This is a genomic window from Actinomyces sp. 565 (assembly GCF_010365615.1).
Classification (GTDB): Bacteria; Actinomycetota; Actinomycetes; order Actinomycetales; family Actinomycetaceae; genus Actinomyces.
The window spans coordinates 1-22,869 of the sequence record NZ_PIZD01000024.1 but is presented as its reverse complement, the minus strand read 5'-3'; the positions used below and the strand labels follow the sequence as shown (position 1 = coordinate 22,869).

The following is a 22,869-nucleotide window of genomic DNA, read 5'->3' as shown; positions in this document are numbered from 1 at the left end:
CAAAACCCATGAGACTCAACCGTCCCAGAAGTCATGAGACTCAACCGTCCCAGAAGTGTGGAGACAGCACAGGCACCCGGCGGTACGTACCGTCGTTGGAAGTGCCGAAGCGTTGATGCAAAGTGCCGAACCGTCGCGCGAAGTGCCGAACCGTCACCCGGTGCGCCCGGGCGAACCGCCAGGTCCGCGCCCGGGCGGTCATGTCTGCGCCCGGGCGGCGTGCCGAGTTGGGCACCAAGATCACCGGCGGGCGTCGTCAACGGTCGCGGTCCCCGGTCCGGCGCCCTGATGATCTCACCGGCCCTAACGAATCGTCCCCGCGAGCCAACACCGCCAGCCCGAGAACATCCCTGGTTCGGCGAGAACGTCCTTTATCAGCCCCAAACCCTCCCGAACGCGGAGGGCATGGGGATGACGAGGTCGTACTCGCCAGATCGGCGCCCACCGACCCCAACCACCACACCCTCAAACCGGAAGAGCCAGTTAAGGGTTTTCTGAAGGCCTTTGAAGTACACGGCGGACCGCTAACTGGCGTTGCAAACGAAAACACGGCCACGGTCTGGCTAACCCGCGTTGTTGGTGGCCTGCCTGCAGGTAGCGCGGTCCTTGATGAGGCGCTGACGCAGGGAGGTAAGAGCAGTGACGAGTATCGGGAGATCGCGTCGGGCGGTTGCGGCCACAATCTTGGGATCAACCTCCAGGTAGCCATGCGCAATGCGATTGCGCATCCCCCTGAGAACGTGCCACTCGCCCTTGTTAGCCTCGTCTCGAATATGGGGCGGGAGTGAGCCGAGTGCTTCGATGCCTGCTGCCAGCCGAAGCGATATCGCATCGAGCGTCATCGGGTCTGTGAGGTCGCGCTGTGCGTAGGACTGGGCGAGCTCAAGGTGGTGGAGAGCCTCGTCAATGAGCTCAAGCGGTGTCCGGCTTGTTGGGCTCATAGGGGAACCGCCTGTTGTAGGACCCGATCGCGCATATACGGGGCTATGGCGGAGTCAGGGACGACGTCAACCCCGGTTCCGAGGATGCCTTCAAGGCGTGCCTCAAGCTGCGCCAGTTCCATGAGGCTCATGACTCGATCCATGTGGAAAAGCAGGTCGGTGTCTGAGCCTTCATGTTCTGCGCCGCTGGCAACGGATCCGAAGACTCTTACGTGGGATCCACCCGCCTCTTTGATGCAGTTGATGACCTCCGTGCGGTGTTTGCGTAACCGACGAGCAAGCGGGGTTGTGCCATGAAAGCGGAGGAGGCGCGACACCTCGGGTTGAGAACGACCGATTTGGTTGGCAATCTCGGTTTGCGTCATGCCTGCGCGATGGGCGGCACGTACTGCAGAGACGAGACGTGCGCGAGCCTCGCGTACGGTCTCGTCGGTTTTCCGGGCGATTGTTGCGAGCTCGGAGGCATGAGAGGGCGCCGACATGACTAGAGTATAGCAATTCTTATATCAGAAGGTAAGTCGACTGCGTGTGACCTGATCGCGTCCGCACGGCGGTTGGTGAGGCGTCAGTCGTCTGAGCGCAGCTTGGCGCGCAGGTCGTCCCAGTAGGCCAGTCGCTCGCGGATGCGCCGTTCGTGGCCGTGGTCGGTGGGCTCGTACAGGCGCTCGCGCTGCTCACGGGGCGGGAGGTCCGCGGGCATGTAGTCGGCGCCGGAGAATCCCTCCGGGGTGTCCGGGTCATACTGGTAGCCCTCGCCGTAACCCAGCTCTTTCATCAGGCGGGTCGGCGCGTTCAGGATGTGCGCCGGCGGCATGAGCGAGCCGGTTTGCCGCGCCAGCTTCGTCGCCCGCCCCAGGGCCCGGTAGACACTGATCGACTTCGGCGCCGTCGCCAGGTAGACGACCGCCTGGGCGATGGCCAGCTCACCCTCCGGGGAGCCCAGCCGCTCGTAGGCGTCCCACGCGGCCAGAGTCATCTGCAGCGCGCCGGGATCGGCCATGCCCACGTCCTCGGAGGCGAAGCGCACCAGGCGCCGCACGACATACAGTGGGTCCTCCCCGCCGGCGAGCATGCGCGCCAGCCAGTACAGGGCGGCGTCCGGGTCGGAGCCGCGCATGGACTTGTGGAGTGCGGAAATGAGGTTGTAGTGCTCCTCGGAGGACTTGTCATACAGGGGCGCGCGGGAGGCGACGACGGCGGCCAGGTCCTCCTCATTCAGGTCAACCGGCCCGGTGGTAGCGGCGCCTGCGCGTATGGCGGAGTCCTCGGCCGCGGCCAGCTCAGTGCTCGCAGATCGACCAGCGGGTGCGGTCGCGGCTGGGCTGGTACCGCTGCTCTCCTGTGAGCCCGTCACCCCCTGGGAATCCGCATAGCCGATGACCTGCTCGACCATGCCCAGCAGGTAGCGGCCGTCGCCGTCGGCCATGGTCAACAGCGCGCGGCGGGCGCCGTCGGTTAGGGGGAGCCGGCGCCCGAGCAGCGCCTCGGCGCGGGTGAGGAGCTCGGCGAGGGCGGCGTCGTCGAGCCGGTGCAGCACCAGAACCTGGCAGCGGGACAGAAGCGCCCCGTTGAGCTCGAAGCTGGGGTTCTCGGTGGTGGCGCCCACGAGCACCACGGTGCCGTCCTCCACGTACGGCAGGAAGGAGTCCTGCTGGGCGCGGTTGAAGCGGTGGATCTCGTCGACGAACAGCAGCGTCCCCTCGCCGACCTCGCGGCGACGTGCCGCTGCGGCAAACACCTTGCGCAGGTCGGCTACGCCGGAGAAGGTGGCCGAGACCTGCTCGAACACCAGGCCGGTGCGGTCCGCCAGCAGCCGGGCGATGGTGGTCTTGCCGCAGCCGGGCGGGCCCCACAGGATGATCGAGGCCAGGCGTCCGGCGGCCGCCATTCGTCCCAGCGGGGCGTCCGCGGCCAGCAGATGGTGCTGACCGACTACCTCGTTGAGCGCACGCGGCCGCAGTCGGTCCGCCAGCGGCCGGGTGGGATCGTCGATGATCGGGCCGCCGGCATCGGCCGCGGCGTCGAAGAGCGAGGGGGCGTCCTCCGTACTCATAGCTCCAGGCTACGGGGTGACCCCCGACACCGTCTGCGCGCGGCTACTGCGGCGTCTGCCAGGTGGTGGCGCTGCCCGCACCCTGTTCGCCGTTGTAGGAGCACGGATCCGGGGCGCGGGCTTGGCCAAGGTGGCACTGAATGCACCACTTTAGGGACGTGTCCGGGGGCGAGTGCTCGGTGATTCTGTGGAATCTGGCTGTTTCTGACAGTGTGGTGCGCGCGATGCGATTGAAAGTGGTGCATCTGGTGACAGGTGTGGGCCTGCGGGTGGGTGGCAGTACGGGAAGGGGCTTGCCGCTGACCGAAAAATAGCTATCATATTGCTATAGCTGTCGCGGGTGTCTGGAGGGTGTCGCCTCCGCCGCAGCGGCAAGAACTGGAGTCATCATGTCCACGGAGCCCCGCGTCCCCACCGCCCAGCAGGAGTCCAGTGCCGTTAAGGGACGAGTGGACATTGTGGAGCGTTCCGCCGCCAGTTCCGGATCCGGTGTGGCGTTCCTGGTGCTGCTCCTGCTGCTGGGGCTGTTCGGCCTGTCTGTCGCGGTCTTTGTTGCAGGCGCTATCGCCGTGGACCAAGGCAATTCAGGTGGGGTGCTGCGTCTGGGCGTAGGTGCGGTGGGCCTGATCATCCCGCTGCTGCTGTTCACCTCCTTCACCATCGTCTCCCCCGGGCAGACCAGCGTGCGCCAGTTCTTCGGCCGCTACATCGGCACCGTGCGCCGTACCGGCCTGGTCCTGGTGCCGCCGCTGACGTCCGGCAAGAAGGTATCCATCAAGGTCCACAACTTCGAGACCAATGAGATCAAGGTCAACGACCTTGATGGCAACCCCGTGGAGATCGCGGCCATTGTCGTCTGGCAGGTGGCCGACACGGCCCGGGCGGTCTTCGCGGTCGAGGAGTACGAGGCCTTCATCAAGGCGCAGGCGGAGTCGGCACTGCGGCACGTGGCCACCACCCACCCCTACGACGAGCCCGGCCCCGGCGAGACCTCCCTGCGTGGCGGCACCGACCTGGTCTCCGCCGAGCTGGCCGAGGAGGTGGCCGCGCGCGTGGCGATCGCCGGACTGGAGATCATCGAAGTGCGCATCTCCTCCCTCGCCTACGCGCCGGAGATCGCCCAGGCGATGCTGCAGCGGCAGCAGGCCGGCGCCGTCATTGCCGCGCGCGAGCAGATCGTCGAGGGTGCGGTCACCATGGTGGATCAGGCCCTCAAGCGGTTGGAGGCCGACGACATCGTCTCCATGGACGACGAACGCCGCGCCCAGATGGTCTCCAACCTGCTGGTGGTGCTCTGCTCCGACCAGCGCACCCAGCCCGTCGTCAACACCGGCTCCCTGTACGCCTGAGGTCGGCTCGGTGACGGAGGGCGCCGATGACGGGCGGTAAGCGCAAGCAGGTCCTGCTGCGGCTCGACCCGGCGGTCCACGCGGCCATCGCCAAGTGGGCCGCCGACGACCTGCGCTCGGTCAATGCGCAGATCGAGATCATCCTGCGGCGCGCCCTCGACGACGCCGGTCGGGGAGTCAAGGCCGCACCCATGCGGGGGAGGGGTCGGCCCCGGAAGGATGCCGACGCCGGCGATGGCGGTGCCGAGGAGGCCGGCGTCGAGGATTGACGGCGCGCGTGGGCTCGACCGGTGGAGCGACAGCGCAGTCGAGCGCGGCAACGGGGCCGAAGCGGACTCTCGTGGCGTGCCGGAGCTGTGCCACACTCGATGCGCGTATCCCAACGGCTCTCGCTGAGGAGGACCGCCGCTTTGTGGAGGTCATAGCAGTCGACTGGCGGGGCGCAGCCCGGATGCGTGGTCGGGGGTACCGGAATCATGGGTGTCCGGATCTATGACAAACGGGTCCGGCGGCGTCGGTGACTGCGGACGAATCGCTGGAATCATGCGGGTGCCGGATCGGGGCTGGCGGGCATCGGTGGTCGTTTGTCATCGATTTTGACACCGTGTCTCCGGACAGCCGGTTCGCAGACCGCCGGGCGGACAGTGGGGCAAGGCCTGACCCAGGTGCGTCACCTGGTACCGGATACGTCTCCATATAGGAACCGAATTCCTTGCCGAGCTCGTAGTCGGGGCCTCCGGGTGGCAGTTCGACGCCGCGAAGACGGAAGCCGGACGAGAAGCTGTGATAGTCCATTGGCAGTCAGCGCCCGTCGTCTTGAGCCAGATGCTCCGCCAAGTAGCGCCCCGTGATCGAAGCCGGGTCGGCGACCAGCTGCTCCGGAGTGTCGGCGGCGACCACGCGGCCACCCGCCTCGCCGCCCCCGGGCCCCATGTCGATGACGTAGTCGGAGTTCACGATCACGTCCAAATCGTGCTCGATCACCACGACCGTCGCGCCGGCTCCGACGAGCCGGTCGAACACGTCCAGCAGCTCCTGCACATCCAGGGGGTGCAGGCCGATCGTCGGCTCGTCGAACACAAACACCGCATCCTCCTGCCGCCTGCCCATTTCGCTGGCGAGCTTGAGGCGTTGGGCCTCACCACCGGAGAGCGCGGGAGTGTCCTCCCCGAGCGTCAGGTACCCGAGTCCGAGATCATCCAGGACGGAGAGCCGCTCGTGGATCTTCTTACTGCCCGTGAACACCTCCAGGGCCTCGCTGACGTCCATGCCCATCAGCTGCGGCAGCGAGTAAGACTCCTTGGAGTGTCGCGGCGTCCAGAGGATCTCCTCGGCGTCTTCGCCGTAGCGCTGTCCACCGCAGTCCGGGCAGGTGATGGTCACATCCGGCAGGAACTGCACGTCTAGGGAGATCTGCCCGGTGCCGTCGCAGGTGGGGCAGCGCAGTGAGCCGGTGTTGTAGGAGAACGCGCCGACCTTCAGGCCCCGCGCCTTGGCGTCATCCGTGCCGGCGAAGGTCTTTCGAAGATGGTCGAGTATGCCGCTGTAGGTGGCGACGGTTGAGCGGATGTTGGTGCCGATGGGTGAGGCGTCGATCAGGTTCGCCCTGCGAATGCCCTCGGCTTCGATGCGCCTGACGTGAGCGGGCAGTGCCTGCCCCTCGCACCGGGCCCGGAGCCCGGGGATCAGACTCTCCAGCACCATGGTGGTCTTGCCGGAGCCGGACACGCCGGTGACCGTGGTCAACCGTCCCCTCGGCACCTCCACGTTCAAGGCGTGGACCGTGTGTATGGGGGCGGTCTCCAGGAGGATCGTCCCCAGGTCGAACATCTCGGAACGGTCGGTACGGCGTCGGCTCAGCAGCTCCGCACCCTCGGCCAGGAAGGGAGCGATCTTCGAGCGCGGGTTGCGGGAGACCTCGTCGATGCTGCCCTGGGCGATGACGGTGCCGCCCTGGCTTCCGGCCAGGGGACCCATTTCGATCATGTGGTCCGCCCGCCTGAGGACGCGCACATCGTGGTCGACGAGCACCACCGAGTTGCCGTCGGCGATCAGACTGTCCACGACCTCCATCAGGCCGTCGATATTCGACGGGTGCAGGCCGATGCTGGGCTCGTCGAGCACGTAAAGCACGCCCGTGGTCTCGTTGCGCACCGCGCGGGCGAGCTGGACCCGCTGCCGCTCACCGGTGGACAGCGTGCTGCTGGCGCGGTCGAGCGCGAGATAACCCAGGCCGAGGTCGTTCAGGCGCCTGGCGTTGTCCAGGAAGGAGGTGATGATGCTGTCCGCCATCGGCCGCATGTCCTCGGGCAGGGTGGCGGGAAGGCCCCGCACCCAGGGAACCAGCGCGTCCAGCGTCATGGCGGTGGCCTGCCCCAAGTTCCTGCCCGCCAGCGTGGTGGAGAGCACCTTGGGACTCAGGCGGGTGCCGCCGCAGTCCGGGCAGTCGGCCGCGTGGAGATACTTCTCCACGCGTTTCATGCCCTTCTCATCCTTGACCTTGGACAGTGCGTTCTCCACGGTGTGCACCGCGCTGTAGTAGGTGAAGTCCATCTCGGCGGCCGTGTTGGTCTTCTCGTTGACGTACAGGAAATGCCGCTTCTCGGCGGGGCCGTGGAACACGAGCTCCCGCTCCTGCTCCGTCAGTTCCCGGAACGGGACATCCGTGCGCACGCCCATCTCCCGGACGATGTCCTTCATGAGCGACCACATCAGGTTCTGCCAGGGGGCGACGGCGCCCTCGTCGATGGTCAGCGACTCGTCGGGCACCAGGGTCGACTCGTCCACCGTCCGCACCGTGCCCGTGCCCGAGCAGGTGGGGCACGCGCCCTCGGAGTTGAAGGCCATCGCCTCCGCGCCGGGGCCGAAGAACTCCTCCCCGCAAACGGGGCACTCGGTCGGCACCACCAGGGCGACGTCCATGCTCGGCGGGCAGGGGTGCCCATTGGGGCAGCAGTGGCTGCCGAGTCGGGAGAACATCAGCCGCAGGCTGTTGAGCAGCTCCGAGGCCGTGCCGAAGGTGGAGCGCACGCCGGGGATGGCCGGCCGCTGGTGCAGGGCCAGGGCCGCGGGCACATGCCGGACCTCGTCCACGTCCGCACGGCCCGCCTGGGTGATCCGACGGCGCGTGTAGGTGGACAGCGCCTCCAGGTAGCGCCGGGAACCCTCCGCGTAGAGCACCCCCAGTGCCAGGGAGGACTTGCCCGAGCCGGATACGCCGGCGATGGCCACCAGCTTCCCGAGCGGCACCTCGACGTCGATGTTCTTCAGGTTGTGGACGCGGGCGCCGCGCACACTGATGGTGGTGGGGCTGGACCGAGCGGTGCCGGTGGGGGCGGTGGCGGACATGGGGCTCACGCTACGTTGAGTCGCCGACACAAACACCTCCATCGCTTTAGCATCCCTGCTCGATGCTTGGTGCATGAGGCGCTTCGATACCAATGCGGCGCCCGAGCTCATCCGTGCCGCACGACGTGACGTGGGGTTGACGCAGACTCAGTTGGCCGAACGCGCTGGCCTGCGGCAGCCGAGTCTGGCCCAGATGGAGTCGGGCAGGCGCCCCGTATCCGACGAAATGCTGGAACGCACATGGTTTCCGGCACCTCGCGAGACTCGTTCCATGGCGGCTCGGACGCCTATGACGTCGCATCAATGGTGATCATTCGGCTGGCGGCACTGTTCGAGCGCCCCGAGTTCGTGCCGTATCTAACGGCCGTCACTCGCGAGGAGCGGCTGGCGATTAGCACGACGCGGAACATTGCGGGCAACACGGGTTACCGATCCATGAATGACGACCTGTTCTGGGCTGCGGTGACGCAGCGGGTACCGGAGATTCTGGACCGCCTGACCGAGGAGTCGGCAGGGCGGGAGGACCGCTGACGGGCGAATGGCTCGTGGGGCGCCGCTCCGCTCGACCCAGAGCTGTCCGCCACCGCCGTCCGAGACGGCTGCGGGGTGCGAGCCGAAACGGGACCGGTTAATGTCGGTGGTCGCGCCTATCCTGGCTCCGATGTTGCCGACGCTGCCAGATGCCTTCGCTCCCGCCACGCGCGCCTGGTTTGACGCCGCCTTCCCGGCCGGGCCGACGCCGGTCCAGCGGCGCGCCTGGGCGGCCATTGGCCGCGGCGAGAACGCCCTTGTCATCGCCCCCACCGGCTCCGGAAAGACCCTGGCGGCCTTCCTGTCCGCCATTGACCGCCTCGCCCGGCCCGCGGCGCAGGTGGCCCAGGGCGATGAGCCCGCCCCGGCTGGCGCTACCCCGGCTGGCGCTACCCCGGCCGACGCCGCCCCGGACGGCGCCGTACCAGCCGAGCGCCGTCGCACGCGGCAGCCGCGCGGGCGCGGCGTGCGGGTCCTGTACATCTCCCCGCTGAAGGCCCTCGGCGCCGACGTGGAGCGCAACCTGCGCCGCCCCCTGGCCGGCATCACCGCGGCCGCCGAAGACCTGGCCGAGCCCGTCGCCCCCATCACGGTGGGCATGCGCACAGGCGACACCACCCCGGCCGAGCGCCGCCGCCTGCGCACCCGCCCGCCGGACATCCTCATCACCACTCCCGAGTCGCTGTACCTGATGCTCACCAGCGCCGTGCGCGAGACGCTGCGCAGCGTCGAGACCGTCATCGTCGACGAGATCCACTCCTTCGCCGGCCAGAAGCGCGGCACCCACCTGGCCCTATCGCTGGAGCGCCTCGACGAGCTCCTGCCCCGCCCCGCCCAACGCATCGGCCTGTCCGCGACGGTGCGCCCGCGCGCGGAGATCGCCCGCTTCCTGGGCGGCATCCACCCGGTGACCCTCATCGCCGACGACGACGCCCACGCCACTCCCGACGTGACCGTCGCCGTGCCCGTGGCGGATATGGCGCGTGTGCCGGCCACCTGGGACCGCCGCGAGCGGGCACTGCGGGGCACGCCCCACCGCGGCGGGACGGCGGGGGAGGGGATAGGCGCCGGTGGCCGTCTTGCCGGTACGCCTGCGGGTTCCGGCACCGGCGGCAGAAGCGGAAGGCAGGTCTGGCGCAGCGACAGGGCGCTGCGGGCCGCCATGACCGGCCGGGCCTTCGGAGGCCTGAACGCGCTCGCCGCCGACGTCTCCGCCGGTGCGCCGACTGCCGGGCAGGCCACTACCGAAGGACTTGATGCGGATGCGGCATCCGTCGGTAAACGCGACACCGGTGCGGGCGCCCCGGCCCGCATGACGGCCTCCATCTGGCCGCATATCGAGCACGCGCTGCTGGAGCAGATCCTCGCTCACCGCACCACGCTCGTATTCGTCAACTCCCGGGGCGCCTGCGAACGCCTCACCGCCCACCTGAACGAGGACTACGCCGCCTACCTGGCGGAGCGCGGCGCCGCATCCGCCCTGGCGGTAGGAGACCAGGCCACCGCCCCAGGCTCACCGGCCGCCGAAGCCCCGGCCGTCGCGGAGGACGCCGTCACCGCCGACGTAGCCGCCCCGCAAGCCCCGGACGTCGCAGCCGACCTTCCCGACTCGCCCACCAGGGGCGAATCCGGCTACCTGGCCGACGCCGCGGTCCTGATGGACTCCAACCTGCCCGCCATGGGTGAGCCGGTCCGCCACCACGAGTCCTGGGAGATGGGGGCCTCCCAGCACACCCAGCCCCTGCCCGCGGGGGCGCCCGTGATCGCCAAGGCGCACCACGGCTCCGTCTCCAAGGAGCAGCGCCGCGAGGTGGAGGAGGAACTCAAGTCCGGCCGGCTGCGCTGCGTGGTGGCGACCGCCTCCCTGGAACTCGGCATCGACATGGGTGCCATCGACCTGGTCCTCCAGGTGGCGCCCCCGCCGTCGGTCGCCGCCGGATTGCAGCGCGTGGGCCGGGCCGAGCACCGCGTCGGCGGGAGGCCCCGCGGGATTATCTACCCCATCCAACGCACTCAGCTCGTGGACGCCACCGTCGTCGCCGAGGGAATGCGCGCCGGCAGCATCGAGCACACCGCCCTGGTGCCCAACGCCCTGGACGTGCTCGCCCAGCAGACCGTGGCCGCCGTCGCCGTCGAGGACCGCAAAGCCGACGACTGGTACGCCACCGTCACCCGCGCCGCTCCCTACGCGACCCTGCCGCGCAGCGCATTCGACGCGGTCCTGAACCTGCTCGCCGGCGGCTACGCCTCGGCCGGCCTCGCCGACCTGGTCCCGCGGATCGTTTGGGACCGCGCCACCGGGGCGCTCACCGCCCGGCCCGGCGCGCAGCGGCTCGCCGTCGCCGCCTCCGGCACCATCCCCGACCGCGGCCTGTATCCGGTGATGCTGCCGGAGGGTGACGCCGCCGCCGGCCGCCGCCGCGTGGGGGAACTGGACGAGGAGATGGTCAACGAGTCCAGCGTGGGGGACGTGATCACCCTGGGCACCGCCTCCTGGCGCATCCGCCAGATCGAGCCCGACCGCGTAATCGTCGACCCGGCCCCCGGCCGCAGCGCCCGCCTGCCGTTCTGGCACGGCGAGGGGGCGGGCCGCCCGGCGGCCACCGGTGCCGCCAAGGGCGCCTTCCTGCGCCAGGCCGCCGCGGTCCTCGGCGACGGCGGCCTCGCCGAGGCGCCGGAACCGGCCCTGACGCAGCGCCTGGAGCGCGTCGGCCTGGATGCGAGCGCCCGAGCGAATCTGGTGGCGCTGCTGCGCGAGCAGCGGGCGGCGACCGGCGTCGTCCCCTCCGACACCACCCTGGTGCTGGAGCGCTGCCGGGACGAGAACGGCAGCTGGCGGCTGATCCTGCACAGCCCCTTCGGGCGTCGCGTGCACGAGCCCTGGGCCATGGCCGTCAAGGAGCGGGCCCGCCGCATGCTGGGGATCGACCCGCAGATTGTCACCGCCGACGACGGCATGGTGCTGCAGACCCCGCCCACCGACCGCCCGCCGGGCGCGGAGCTGTTCACCTTCGACGCCGCGCAGATCGAGCAGCTGGTGCGCAGCCGCGTCGACCAGACGGCGGTATTCGCCGCCCGCTTCCGCGAATGTGCCGCTCGCGCCCTGCTCATGCCGGCCTCCCACCCCGGCCGCCGCGCCCCGCTGTGGCTGCAACGCATGAAGGCCGGTCAACTGTTGGAGGCCTCCCGCCAGTTTCCGGGCTTCCCCGTGTCGGTGGAGGCGGCGCGCGAATGCCTCCAGGACGTCTGGGATATGCCCGCGCTGCGCGGCCTCATGGAGCGCCTTGCCGCGGGCACGGCCACCCTGGTGGAGGCGGTCACGCAAACGCCGTCGCCCTTCGCCGGCCCGCTGCTGTTCGGCTACACCGGCGCCTTCCTGTACCAGGAGGACCTGCCGCATGCCGAGCGTCGCGCCCGGCTGCTCTCCCTGGACCCCGACGTCGTCGCCGAGCTCATTGGGGACGGCGGCATCGCCGACCTGCTGGATAAGGAGGTCATGGCGCGGGTCGACTCCGAGCTGCAGCGCCTGGCCCCCGGGCGGCGGGTGCGCGTCGACGCCGAGGGGCTGGCCGACCTGCTGCGCGAGCTGGGCCCGCTTTCGGTCGGCGAGCTCGTGGCACGCTGCCGGGCCGACGATGACGCCGGCGTGCGCGCCGGGCTCGCGGAACTGGAACGGGCGCGGCGCGCCTTCCCCGTGCGCGTGGGTGGGCGCGAGTGCTGGGCCCGCGCGGAGGACGCGGCGATGCTGCGCAGTGCCCTCGGCGTGGCGGTGCCCGACTGGGCGCAACGCCAGGGCGATGCGGATGCATCCCTCGCCGCGGGAGCGCGCGCTGATGCCTGCGCAGCCCTGGGCGGGCCGGATGCGGCCGACATTTCGCCGAGCCCCATCACCGTGCCCCGCACACCACTGGCCGACCTGTTGCTGCGCTACGCCCGCACCCACGCCGCGGTGACTGTTGAGGCTACGGCGAAGGCCTTCGGGCTGGGCCCGGCTGTGGCCATTGAGGTACTGCAGGCGCTGGTCGACGAGGGCGCCCTCATGCGCCTGGGCGGCGGCGATCAGGCCCGCTGGATGGCGCCCGGCGTGTTCACCAGGGTGCGCAACCGTTCACTGGCCAAGGCACGCGCCGCCGTGAAGCCGGTGCCGGCCGCGGCCCTGCAGCGGCTCGTGCTGGAACGCGCCGGCATTACTGCGCGTGCGGAGGAGGCGGGCGCCGTACCAGTGGCGGCGGGGTCGCGGGCAGCCCCCGGTACCGCCGCCGGCAGCGGTGAAATCGGCGTCGGCGTCGCGCCCGGACACGGCGTGGAGGCGCTCGCGGAGGCGATTGCCGCCCTGGAGGGCGTATGGCTGCCGGCCGGACTGTGGGAGGCGGTGGTCTTCCCAACCCGGGTCGCCGACTACCGTCCCGCCATGCTGGATGAGCTCATCGGCTCCGGGGAGGTGGTCTGGGTCTGCCGGACACCGGACGGAGCCGGGGCCGGGCGGTGGGCCGAAGCGGATGCCGGGGCGGCGGACTCTGCGACGCCCTCCGCCGGGTCCTCCCCGAGGCCGTCGGCGACGGCCATTCCCCCGCCGGCGCCCCGCGACCTGCCGGCCCCGGGCCGGGGTGGTGCCGCGCTGGGCGAGATCGCCTTCTTCCCCTCAGACTCCCCGCTGGCCCCCATGGTCGGTGATCCCGTGGGCAGGGACGAGCTGGCGGTGCAGGAGCAGTGGGGACTGGTGCTCGCCGGGCGGCTCACGGCCGAGTCCTTCGCGCCGGTGCGTGCGCTCCTCCAGCCGCGGCCGACCGCCGCCCCGCCCCGGCGGGTGCGCAGTCGTCGCGCCCGCCGTTACGGCGGATACCGCACCGGCTACTACACCGGCCGCGCTCGCCCTGCGGGAGCCGCGGGCTCGCCACCGCCGACGCTGCCCGCGGCATCAACGCCAAGCTCGGACGCCCCGCGGCCATCGGCCTCGACCGGTGGCCGCGCTCCCACCGTCGGCAGCACCACGACCTCCCACGACCCGGCACTCGCCGCAGCGCTCGCGACCGCCTCCTGGCGCCGACTCTCCCCACCGCAGGCCACGGCCGAGGAGCAGGCCGTCGCCGACGTCGAATCCCTGCTCGACCGCTACGGCGTCGTCGGCCGGGACACGGCGCTCGCCGCCGGAGTGCCGGGAGGCATCGGCCCGCTGCTGCCGGTACTGCGCCGCATGGAGGATGCCGGCGTGGTGGCGCGCGGAGCATTTGTCGAAGGGCTCGGGCCGAGTCAGTTCGCCGACCGAGAGACCGTCGACCGGCTGCGCGCCCTGGCCGTGCGGGATACGGGTGCTGTCGGCAACGGGCGCTCCGAGGTGGCCGACGGCCTCGGCGTGTCCGCCGCTGCTGCGTCGACCGAGCCCACGTCCGGGCGGGAGCCGGAAACCCCGACTACCGCCCGCCCCGAGCCGCCGGTGGTCCTGGACCTGAAGGATCCCGCTTGCCTCGTGGGCGGCGTCGTCCCCTGGCCCGAGCCGGCACTGCCGCCCGAGTTGGCGGCACGGGCCACGGATATCGCAGGCGCCCCAGATGCCGGCGAGTTGCCGCGCCCGGCCGCGCGGCAGGGTGCACGCGTCGTCCTGATCGGCGGGCGGCCGGTGCTGCATGCGGCCGAGCGGCTGCGCGCCCTGACCTGCTACACCACCGAGACGGCGGAGTTGGAACGTGCGCTGACCGCCGTCGTCGCCGCCGAGACCCGCGCCGCGTTGCGAGACACTGCCCGCCCGGGCAAACGCGTGGTGGAGACGCTCAACGGCATCTCCGCACTCGACCGGGTGGTCGGCGACCTGCTTCAGACGGCTGGGCTGGTGCGTGACCCGCGCGGCATGCGCCTGCACATCGACCCCTACCGGAGGTGAGCCGTGCCCGACCCGTGCCCGCTGACCGGAGCCCTTCTCGACTCACCCGTCCGGCCGGGAACAGGCTGGCCGGAGGACCCCGCCGACGCCGGGGCGTTCTCTGCTACGCCACTTCGGTGTTGGGAACGCCAGTTAGGGGTTTGCTGAAGGGTTCTGAGGCCTTCAGCAAACGCCTAAAGGGCGTAGCAGACGTTGAACTGGCGTAGTAAACGAGTTCTTCGTGTTCGCGGCTGTGGTGGTTCGGGCCGGCGGTTGCGGTGTGGTGGCCGTGTTCGGGTGTGAGAGGGCGTCGTCGGGCCGGAGGAGTGGACGGCACTGCCGCCGCATCCCCGGCCGACGGGTCCTCACACGGGGGTCGGCTGCTGGCCGCGGTGGACGGCCTCCAGCATGAGGGTGGCTACGTCCGTGACGCGCACGTCGGCGCCCTCGGAGGCGACGCCGTCGGAGAGCATCGTGGTGCAGAACGGGCAGGCCGTGGCGACCACCTGTGCGCCGGTGCCAATGGCCTCCCGCGAGCGCTCCACCGCGATGCGCGTGCCGATCGACTCCTCCATGAAGGCCCGCGCCCCGCCGCCGCCACAGCAGAAACCGCGGTCCCGGCTGCGCGGCATCTCCACGGTGGTGGCGCCGGTCGCCTCCAGCAGTTCACGCGGCGGGGAGTAGATGCGGTTGTGGCGGCCCAGGTAGCAGGCGTCGTGGTAGGTGACGGTCGGGGCAGTAGGGGATGGGGCGGCGTCCCGCGGGAGGGTGTCTCGGCTACCATCCGCGGCCCTCGTGCCTCGGGCCGCTCCCGCCAGCCCCGCCACGCCTTCGACGCCCTCCCCCGGAGCGCCGCCGACCCCAGCCTCTGCGGCGGGCTTCGCCGTCTGCGGCGGGGCCGGGCGCAGCCGCCCCTCGCGCACCAGCCGGCTGAGCAGCTGCGTGTAGTGCACCACCTCGTAGTGCCCTCCAACCTGCGGATACTCGCGGGCCAGCGTGTTGAAGCAGTGGGCGCAGGTCACCACGATCTTCTGCGCGCCGACCTCATTGAGCGCCTCGACGTTCTGCGCCGCCAGCGTCTGGAACAGGATTTCATTGCCGGCGCGGCGGGCCGGGTCGCCGGTGCAGGCCTCGCCGTCGCCCAGGACCGCGAAGGACACCCCCGCGGTGTGCAGCAGCTCGGCGACCGCCCGCGTCGTCTTCTTCGCCCGGTCCTCGTAGGCGCCCGCGCAGCCCACCCAGAACAGGTAGTCGACCTCTTCGGCCGACTCGATGTCCTCACCGATTACCGGCACGTCGAAGTCCAGGCCCTTGGCCCAGTCCATGCGCTTGCGCGCCGCCAGCCCCCAGGGGTTGCCCTTGGACTCCAGCTTGCGGAACATCTGCCCCAGCTCCTTGGGGAAGGCGGAGGCCATGAGCACCTGCTGCCGGCGCAGGTCGATGATGTGGTCCAGGTGCTCAATGTCCACCGGGCACTGGTCCACGCACGCCCCGCAGGTGGTGCAGGACCACAGCACGTCGGCCGGGATAACCTCGTCGGCCAGGGGTGCCGGCCGCATGGCCACGCCCGTCTCAGTGGGGGCGGCCTTGGCGGCCAGGAGGGCGCCCAACACGTCACCGGTGTGGGCGCTGCCCGCGGCCAGGCCCAGATCGTCGTCGTCCTCCAGGCCGTCGGTCATGCCGGTCAGCCGCCCGAGCGGGCCGCGGGAACCTCGGCGCTGAGCCAGCATCTCATCGGTGACATCGTCGGGCTCGACCCCGAGCGCGCTGGCCGCCCGCAGGTAGGGGGCGGCGGCGGCGTGATGGTCGCGCAGGGCCAGGGTGAACAGCTTGGGGGACAGGGGCTTGCCGGTGTTCCACGCCGGGCACAGGTCCTGGCAGCGGCCGCACTCGGTGCAGGTGGAGAAGTCCAGCAGGCCCTTCCAGGTGAAGTCCTCGATGCGCTCCACGCCCAGCTTGACCTCGGTGCCCGCCTCCTCGGCGGCCTCCATGGCGGCGTCGAGGTCGTCCAGGGTGTCAGCGGTCAGCGGCCGGCCGTCCGGCAGCGCCAGCGGCTTGGCGGGGCCGAGCGCCTTGGTGCCGTCGGTGTTGCGGCGCGCGTAGAGGTTCACGAAGGCCAGGAAGCGGTGCCAGGCCACGCCCATCGACGGCTGTCGGCCCACCACCACGAACCAGCTCATGGAGATGACGACCTTGATGGTCGCCACCACCGTGATAGCGGCCGCCAGGGTGTTCGCGCCCAGCGGCGCCAACAGCGGGCCGGTCCAGGCGGTCAGTGGGAAGTGGGTCCAGTGGGCCAGGGCGGCGTCGGCCGGGTCGGCGGACAGTGCGAGCTGGGCGTGCTCCAGCATTCGCAGCACCAACACGCAGATCACCACGCCGGCCACGACCGCCTCCACGAAGTGCGCCTGCCCCTGGCTGGAGCCGGCGAAGCGGGACGTGCGGGTGCGGGTGCCGCCGGCGGAGTCGGCGTTGAAGGGGGGTGCGGCGGCGCGGCGGCGGGTAAGGCGGCGGCGCACCATGATCAGGTGGACGATGCCCGCCAGGCTCAGCCAGGCGATGAGCTCAACCACCCACGCCCACCAGGCCTGCTGACCCAGCCACGGCAGCTCCCAGTGCGGGCCCGCCAGCACCTGGCCGTAGCCGGTGACCAGGGTCAGGAACAGCAGGGGGAAGCTGACCATCACCAGCCAGTGCGCGGCCCGGATCCAGGGGCGACCCTTGAAGGCGGTGTGGCCGAGGACCTCGCCGAGCATGCGCGCCAGGCGGCGGCCCACCGGGCGCAGGCGCTCGCGGGGGACGGGCCGGCCCACGCCCATGCGGTTGGCGATGGTGCAACAGGCGCGGCCGAATACGAAGACGCCGATCACCGTCGTGACTGCGACGATGATGGTGCACACGACGCGGATGCCCATCAGCCAACTCATGGCGTCAGCCTACGCAAGTGCACGGCCGCCGGGGTGCAGGCGTCACCAAGGCGCGGCTGGGATGCGAGTGGGATGTGGGTGAAAGGTGCGTCGGGGCGCGGGTGAGGTGGCTGGGGCGGGGCTGGTGGCGGCTCGGGTGTGGGCGGAGGCTGTCGGCGTGGCGGCGGGGTGTCATTGGATGCACCACTTTCAGCGCCGTGACCGCTGCTCGTGCTAACGGTGATCGCGGAATCCTGCGGCTTCGTCGTGATCCTGATGGCGCCGCGATCCGAAAGTGGTGCATTCTGTGACAGGAGTGGGCGTTGGTTCGATGGACGGGACACGGGAAGGCGTCCAGCGAGGGTGCTGGGGCGAACACGGCCGGTGGCCGGGGAGGACGGGCGCTGGTTCGGCGGGGCACAGCAGGTGTGGCGCACGCTCAAGAAACGAGTGTGTTGGCGGAAATGGCTTTATTTTGCGGTTTTGAGCAGGCGGTGTATGGCCCTGTGAGGCCTCCTGCGTGCGGCGGGGACGTCGGCGCACATGGGAGACTCCGCGGTGGATTCGGCAGCCTGGGGCGAAATGGCGGAATTTCAGTGAAAAGTCTGGTATTGCGGGAGTCGTGAAGGCGCCTTAAGCGTGCGGCTGGGCAGGTGGCAAGCGCAGATGCCTTGAGCGACACGGCCGGCGGCCATGAGGCCGCCGGCACGCCAGATGTAGGCGGTGTCGCCGGTGTCCACGCCCCGGTTGATAATCGCCGCGTTGAGGTGTGGGCTGGTTGGGGAGCGGGTCATGGCCCGGCGATCGCCTGGAGCGCGGCGAGGTGGGTCTGCCAGCGTGAGCGGCCCTCCTGGGTCAGGGACATCCAGGTGCGGGGCCGCTTGCCCACGTATCCCTTGCGGATGGCGACGATTCCCAGCTGCTCCAGTTGGGAGGCCTGGCGGCTGAGTACCGAGTCGCTGACTTGGAGGGTGTCGCGCAGCGTGGGGAAGTCGACCTGCTCCACATTGGCCAGGGCGGCTACCAGGGAGAAGCGCACGGGGTGCATCAGCGCGTCAACAAGCTGGTGGCGCGGGTGCTGGGGCGTGTCCCCGGAGGCAGAGGCTGCGGGGTCTGTGGCAGGGCCTGTCATCGGACCTCCCGCAATGCGCCCCACACGGTCACGGCGATTAGCGCCAGGACCGCAATGATGGTGAACCATAGTTCACCGACCCAAAAGACGGTGCTGCCGAATGCTGTCACTCCCCAGACGGCGACCCACGAGAATATGGAGACGCGCCAGCGGCGGGTGAAACCCAGGCTGGCGGCGCGGGCGGTCATGACCATGGCGGCGATGAGCGCGCCGAGCCAGATCAGGAAGACGGTCAAGGGGAGCAGAATCAGCCTCTCGTCGGTGAGGCTGACCAGGTAGATGGCGACGGCCAGCATGGAGCAGAGCGCGCCAAGGCCGATGAGGAAGAAGGCGTAGGGGGTCCCGGCCCCCGAGGCGGCAGCGGTGCCCAGGTGGTCGGCCTGGCGTAGTAGATCGCGCGCCTGCTGGGGACTCACGCTCTGGAATTCGGCGGGATGGGGGCCCGAGGGGTGAAAGTGAGAGTCCGAGGACCCCAGGCCTGTCTGCTGAGGGTCGGCGGGGTGGAGGTCGTGGTCAGGCACAGGAGGTCTCCTTTGTGGCGGGAGTGGGCGTGACTGCGCGGGTGATGACCCAGGGGGTCACCGCACAGGAGATCGTGACGTGGAGTCCTATGACACCGGCGCTGAACATGTCCGCGGAGCCGTGGACGAGGCCTGTGGCGATGGCGGCCAGCAGCGCGAGGGTGGCAATGGCCAGGCCGGCCAGTACCACAGGATGGTGGCGGGAGGCGCGGGATGAGTGAAGGGGCGGGGTCAACGGGACGTGGGCGGCGCCCGCGCTGCCGGGGGTGCCCGGTATGCGCGGGCCGACGCTCGCGGTGTGGCCGGATATGAGGCTCGGTCTGGTGCTCATGTGGTGACTGTAGCAAGTACTTTCCAGATCAGCAAGTAGTTATCGAAGAGCGAGTTGTTTCGCAAGGGTGAGGTGGGTTCCCGCCTGGATGCACCCGTGGCGGATCTCGGAACGGGCTCGGCCTCATTGGGTGGTGCTCGTATGCACGCAGGTGGTGGTGGCCGCGGCTACAGTGGCCCCGTTCATATCTGGACACCTCGGCATGAACAGACACCGATGACTACGCAGACCTCACCCCAGTCCACGGGCGCGACCGCAAGGTCCGGCCAGGATTCCGGCACTGATGCTGCTCCGGCCCTGCCCGAACCCGGGCAGGTTGTGCAGGTGCGGGGCGCCACCTGGGCCGTCACCGACGTGCGCGAGCAGGGCCTGCCCCACAGCCCCGCCGACGATTCTCGCACCGGCCTGGAGCACCTGGTCTCACTGCAATCGCTGGCCGAGGACCGCATGGGTGACGAACTCACTGTCATCTGGGAGCTGGAGTTCGGCAACTCGATCGTTCCGGACCGCGGCCTGCCCGAGACGATCTCCACCGATGCCTTCGACGACCCGGACACCCTGGGCGCCCACCACCGCGCAGGTCGCGCGTGAGCTCAGGGGTGCCATTGTGATGCGTACGCGGGCCGGTGAGGACGGGAAGCGACCGCGCAATCACGCCAAGTTCTTGGTGGTGGATCACCAGATCGTGGTCGTCACGAGCGCGAATGTGTCCCGCAGCGCGGAGGAACAGAACGTCGAACTCGGGCTGCGCCTGGACGAGCCGCTGCTCGCCCGCGCAATCGAGGACCAGATGCGCGCCCTGGAGCCGCACGTCTACGAGCGAGTGGTCGGCGACTGAGTGCAAGGGCGGGTGCGAGCGGGTCCAGCTGCCGCGTGCGCGGGCCGCCTCGAGCCCTTCATGCGCGTCCTCCCGAGTGCTCAGTGCAGGCCGGTAGCTCGCGTCGGACTCCTGTGGCAACATCGACGTAGGCGGCATCCGCCGGCTCCGCCCGAGACCCTGACCAGCCGGCGAGAACCGAGGCTATCATGAGCGAGCGCGAAGACGTGCGTGGTGATGAGAGACAGTCGCAGGCCACGGCACTTGTCGGAAACGAGGGCGATGAGAAAGAGGCCGACCAGGAGCCTGAGTCGCAGAAGAACGAGTCGACGAATGGTACTGAGAATAAGACGGGGGCTGAGCAATCCGGCCGCGTACAGCGCATCCTGAGATGGGTCAGGGGCCCGCGCGCTGCGCAAAAAGATGACTCTGCGATCGTCCCTCTTGACCTTGGGCAGGACCCAAGTCTTGAGGAGGGTAAGGACGGTCGGATCGGCTCGAGGGAGAAACGAGACAAGCGTTATGAGCGAGGCTTAGTCTGGGAGCATGGTGGTAACATTGCTATGCTCACAGTGCCGGGGTTGCTGGGTATTTGCGTGTGGGCGTTGTGTGTAATGATTGACCATCACGGCGACAATTCTCCCGAGCTGTTGCTCTCGGAATTGGCGAAGATTAGGGCGGTAGGCAGGCGGTGCATAGCTGCCGATGTGACTACCGGAGTGGAGGGGCTAAATCGCTGCTCTTTCGGATTGGATGGATCTGTTTCAACGGGGGTGACGTTAGTGTCCGCACTGCTTGCGGCCGAGTGTGCCATAATTGCGGTGTTTGGATTTCAAGTCCGCGCATCTGTTAAACGGGTCGGGCGGCGCGATACGATAATGAACAGCGTATGGCGGACGCCTAGGGGGGCGCTGTTGTTCTGGCTGGCTATGTATTGTGTGTGGGTGCCCGCTTTATACGTCTGCTTGCTGTGGACGCCTGACCCGGCTGCGTTTCGGCAGGGGCCTAAGGTTGCGGTGCTGGTGTCGATCTGGCCCATATGGTCTGTTGCTGCTGTGTCAGTTGTAATTCCGATCTGGCTTTATGGGCGCGCGATCGACTATGTGACGGAGGATGTGAAAGCGCGTCGTCGCGCAATATGGTGGGAATATGAACAGGGGTATCTTCGCGTAATAAACAGGCATGTGCGTTGCCCAGGTGGCGATGAACTCTTAATGCGGAACAAAGTGTTGGAGCACGTTCGTAGCCGGGGAAAGGCCGTACGCATGTGTTGGTGGGTGGTGATGGCGTTGTTGCTTCTTATTGTTCCAATACTCCTCGCCGTCTTTTTTCGCTGGGGGCAGGCCGCTGTAATCATTACCGTGTCGTCGCTTTTCCTGGCCCTCTGTGTGCGTGCTTTCGCGTGGGGGTGTAGTTGGGGTAAGGGTCAGGGTGTCTTTTTGGCGGTAGTTGCGGTGGCGTCTAGTCTTATTGTGGGTGTTCTTGTGTTGCTGACCATGCTTTCGGGTGTCCTAGCTGTGCCCGATTTGCGTCTAGTTGTACGTATTTTAACGGCGTCTGCGTATCTCCTAATGACCTGTTTGTGGATGATAGTGATCATGTGTGGTTATGATGGTGCCCGTCATCCTATTGTTGTAACTTGCGCTCGTCGGGTGATGCGCCGTAGCGATGAGCTGGTGTGGCTGCGCGCGCAGGAGAGAAGACTTGCACTCATGGGGATGGGTGAGAGTGCTGTGAAAGCGCGGCTCGGAGGGCTCCGCCGTGCCGCGTCGCGCAAGCGCCCGTCAAAGCGCTTGCGTGGTGAACGCGTCGAGAGGACGCGTCGAAATGACAAGCGCTGCTGACGGCGCGTCGGAAGCACTGTCACTGAATGGATCAGCTCATTGGCTCCCCTGATGGGTCGCGTCGCGGAGGAAGGAATGCGGACATGACTTCGACGCGGGGGCGCACGCCGCGGCCACGCTGTTTCTCGACCAGCCCCATCTTGACCAGGCCGTTGATGTCGCGCGTCACGGTCTTCGAAGTCTTGCTCCGATACGCCTCGGCTAGACCCCGGTTAAGGATTGTTACGTCATCGACTGGGGTCCAAAGGCCGACGGGCAGGGCCAGCACGAGGTCTCTCATCCTGGTTCGCGCCTGAGTGTGCTGACCATGGAACCGCTCGTGGACGTAGGACTGCCACATGATGGATAACTGCATCTCCTGCACTTGCACGATCTGCTCGCGCAGACCATCCACAAGGCCCTGTGCTGCGTAGTGGATAAAGTCCTCTGCCGGGTGATCGGGGCGTACGCTGGTCTGCTCCAAGATGGAGTAGTACATGTCGCGGGTTTTGTTGTAGTGGTCGGACAAGAGATGGGCGGCGGGTACTGGAACTCCAGCACGTATGAGTAGCTCAAACTCCAGCAGGCGGGACATGCGTCCGTTCCCGTCGCCGAAGGGGTGAATCCAAGTCAGATGCAGGTGGGCCAGCGTGGCGAGTATGAAGGCCATGGGCGTCCGCAGGGCGGGGTCGTCGCTCAACTGGGACAGCTCGTTGTTCAGCCATTCGCATAGACAGTCGACTAGATACTCGCAGTCTTCCGGTGGCGCGCCGCGGTAGCGTCCGACCAGCACATCGTGCGTACGGAACGCACCGGGAACAACGTCTTCGTTCTCCGGCTGACCTACCATCAGGCGAGCGTGTTGATCCTTTAATCGTGTGGCTGACAGCGGCGGGGCGTTGTCGGGCAGGCACTCTTGAATGATGTCGTTGAACAAAGACACTAGGTTCTCGATCTCCTGGCGTTGATACGCACGCGACGGTGTAGTTCTGGCTCGCCCTTCGACGATGTCGCGTACTTCGGCTTCGGTCAGAGTGTTGCCTTTGATGCTGGTTGTGCCGTACGTGCCACGCTCCAGGCTGATCCGGTTGAGTCCCTCTGCGAACGAGGGGGCATGGCCGATCCGGCCAGGTGCTCACATTTTGAGGTGGCCTCGCCTAGCAGAACCCAGGTCCTGGGATTCACTGAGCCTTTCTCATCAGGGGAGGTTGTTGTTCAGGTTGAGTATGACTAGGGCGGTGGCGGTGATGTTGGTGATGG

At 68.7% G+C, this 22,869-nt stretch carries 17 protein-coding genes; 8 read left to right on the top strand and 9 right to left on the bottom strand.

What is annotated here, in order from left to right; translation table 11 throughout:
* Positions 1 to 563 precede the first annotated feature (563 nt).
* The 3 genes from GZ997_RS05060 to GZ997_RS05050 form a co-directional block, all read right to left on the bottom strand.
* Positions 564 to 941: a HepT-like ribonuclease domain-containing protein gene (locus GZ997_RS05060; RefSeq protein WP_162679101.1), complete on the bottom strand. Its 378-nt coding sequence runs from the start codon at positions 939 to 941 to the stop codon at positions 564 to 566.
* Positions 938 to 1,306 (bottom strand): nucleotidyltransferase domain-containing protein, encoded by a 369-nt coding sequence (locus tag GZ997_RS05055; RefSeq protein WP_238994279.1) that lies wholly within the window; start codon positions 1,304 to 1,306, stop codon positions 938 to 940. The genes GZ997_RS05060 and GZ997_RS05055 overlap by 4 nt, the downstream gene beginning before the upstream one ends.
* 200 nt (positions 1,307 to 1,506) lie before the next feature.
* Entirely contained in the window at positions 1,507 to 2,994 is a 1,488-nt protein-coding gene (locus tag GZ997_RS05050; RefSeq protein WP_162679099.1) for a replication-associated recombination protein A, read from the bottom strand.
* A 389-nt stretch (positions 2,995 to 3,383) separates the two neighbouring features.
* Here GZ997_RS05050 and GZ997_RS05045 point away from each other — a divergent pair, with 389 nt between their 5' ends.
* Together GZ997_RS05045 and GZ997_RS05040 are read left to right on the top strand one after the other, a co-directional pair.
* The gene (locus GZ997_RS05045) at positions 3,384 to 4,343 is read left to right on the top strand and encodes an SPFH domain-containing protein (protein WP_162679098.1); all 960 of its coding nucleotides are present in this window, start codon (positions 3,384 to 3,386) and stop codon (positions 4,341 to 4,343) included.
* 26 nt (positions 4,344 to 4,369) lie between these two features.
* The gene (locus GZ997_RS05040) at positions 4,370 to 4,612 is read left to right on the top strand and encodes a hypothetical protein (protein WP_162679097.1); all 243 of its coding nucleotides are present in this window, start codon (positions 4,370 to 4,372) and stop codon (positions 4,610 to 4,612) included.
* Positions 4,613 to 5,144: 532 nt separating this feature from the next.
* Here the strand turns inward: GZ997_RS05040 and GZ997_RS05035 are convergent.
* Positions 5,145 to 7,691, bottom strand: a complete 2,547-nt coding sequence (locus tag GZ997_RS05035; RefSeq protein ID WP_162679096.1) for an ATP-binding cassette domain-containing protein — start codon at positions 7,689 to 7,691, stop codon at positions 5,145 to 5,147.
* Between the two features lie 73 nt (positions 7,692 to 7,764).
* Between GZ997_RS05035 and GZ997_RS05030 the strand changes: the two genes are divergently transcribed.
* From GZ997_RS05030 to GZ997_RS05020, 3 genes are all read left to right on the top strand, one after another.
* Positions 7,765 to 8,001: a helix-turn-helix transcriptional regulator gene (locus tag GZ997_RS05030; RefSeq protein WP_161923364.1), complete on the top strand. Its 237-nt coding sequence runs from the start codon at positions 7,765 to 7,767 to the stop codon at positions 7,999 to 8,001.
* On the top strand, positions 7,932 to 8,222 hold the full coding sequence (locus GZ997_RS05025; protein WP_238994280.1) for an antitoxin: 291 nt from the start codon (positions 7,932 to 7,934) through the stop codon (positions 8,220 to 8,222). Before GZ997_RS05030 ends, GZ997_RS05025 begins: the two co-directional genes overlap by 70 nt.
* A gap of 130 nt (positions 8,223 to 8,352) precedes the next feature.
* A complete protein-coding gene (locus tag GZ997_RS05020) occupies positions 8,353 to 14,100 on the top strand; it encodes a DEAD/DEAH box helicase (RefSeq protein WP_162679094.1) in 5,748 nt (1,915 codons plus the stop codon).
* 344 nt (positions 14,101 to 14,444) lie between these two features.
* Here GZ997_RS05020 and GZ997_RS05015 read toward each other — a convergent pair whose 3' ends face one another.
* The 4 genes from GZ997_RS05015 to GZ997_RS05000 form a co-directional block, all read right to left on the bottom strand.
* On the bottom strand, positions 14,445 to 17,006 hold the full coding sequence (locus tag GZ997_RS05015; protein WP_162679093.1) for a (Fe-S)-binding protein: 2,562 nt from the start codon (positions 17,004 to 17,006) through the stop codon (positions 14,445 to 14,447).
* 769 nt (positions 17,007 to 17,775) lie between these two features.
* Positions 17,776 to 18,117, bottom strand: coding sequence for a transcriptional regulator (locus tag GZ997_RS05010; protein WP_162679092.1), 342 nt, complete (start codon positions 18,115 to 18,117; stop codon positions 17,776 to 17,778).
* On the bottom strand, positions 18,114 to 18,533 hold the full coding sequence (locus tag GZ997_RS05005) for a hypothetical protein (protein WP_161923369.1): 420 nt from the start codon (positions 18,531 to 18,533) through the stop codon (positions 18,114 to 18,116). Before GZ997_RS05005 ends, GZ997_RS05010 begins: the two co-directional genes overlap by 4 nt.
* A gap of 97 nt (positions 18,534 to 18,630) precedes the next feature.
* Complete coding sequence (locus GZ997_RS05000; RefSeq protein ID WP_162679091.1) at positions 18,631 to 18,969, bottom strand: hypothetical protein; 339 nt, start codon at positions 18,967 to 18,969, stop codon at positions 18,631 to 18,633.
* A 216-nt stretch (positions 18,970 to 19,185) separates the two neighbouring features.
* Here GZ997_RS05000 and GZ997_RS04995 point away from each other — a divergent pair, with 216 nt between their 5' ends.
* The 3 genes from GZ997_RS04995 to GZ997_RS04985 all read left to right on the top strand — a co-directional run bounded on the left by GZ997_RS04995 (position 19,186) and on the right by GZ997_RS04985 (position 21,630).
* Entirely contained in the window at positions 19,186 to 19,560 is a 375-nt protein-coding gene (locus GZ997_RS04995; RefSeq protein WP_203234013.1) for a hypothetical protein, read from the top strand.
* Between the two features lie 19 nt (positions 19,561 to 19,579).
* The gene (locus tag GZ997_RS04990; RefSeq protein WP_238994278.1) at positions 19,580 to 19,807 is read left to right on the top strand and encodes a phospholipase D-like domain-containing protein; all 228 of its coding nucleotides are present in this window, start codon (positions 19,580 to 19,582) and stop codon (positions 19,805 to 19,807) included.
* A 188-nt stretch (positions 19,808 to 19,995) separates the two neighbouring features.
* On the top strand, positions 19,996 to 21,630 hold the full coding sequence (locus GZ997_RS04985) for a hypothetical protein (protein ID WP_162679089.1): 1,635 nt from the start codon (positions 19,996 to 19,998) through the stop codon (positions 21,628 to 21,630).
* A 31-nt stretch (positions 21,631 to 21,661) separates the two neighbouring features.
* Here GZ997_RS04985 and GZ997_RS04980 read toward each other — a convergent pair whose 3' ends face one another.
* Positions 21,662 to 22,546, bottom strand: a complete 885-nt coding sequence (locus GZ997_RS04980; protein ID WP_162679088.1) for a Fic family protein — start codon at positions 22,544 to 22,546, stop codon at positions 21,662 to 21,664.
* Between the last annotated feature and the right edge of the window lie 323 nt (positions 22,547 to 22,869).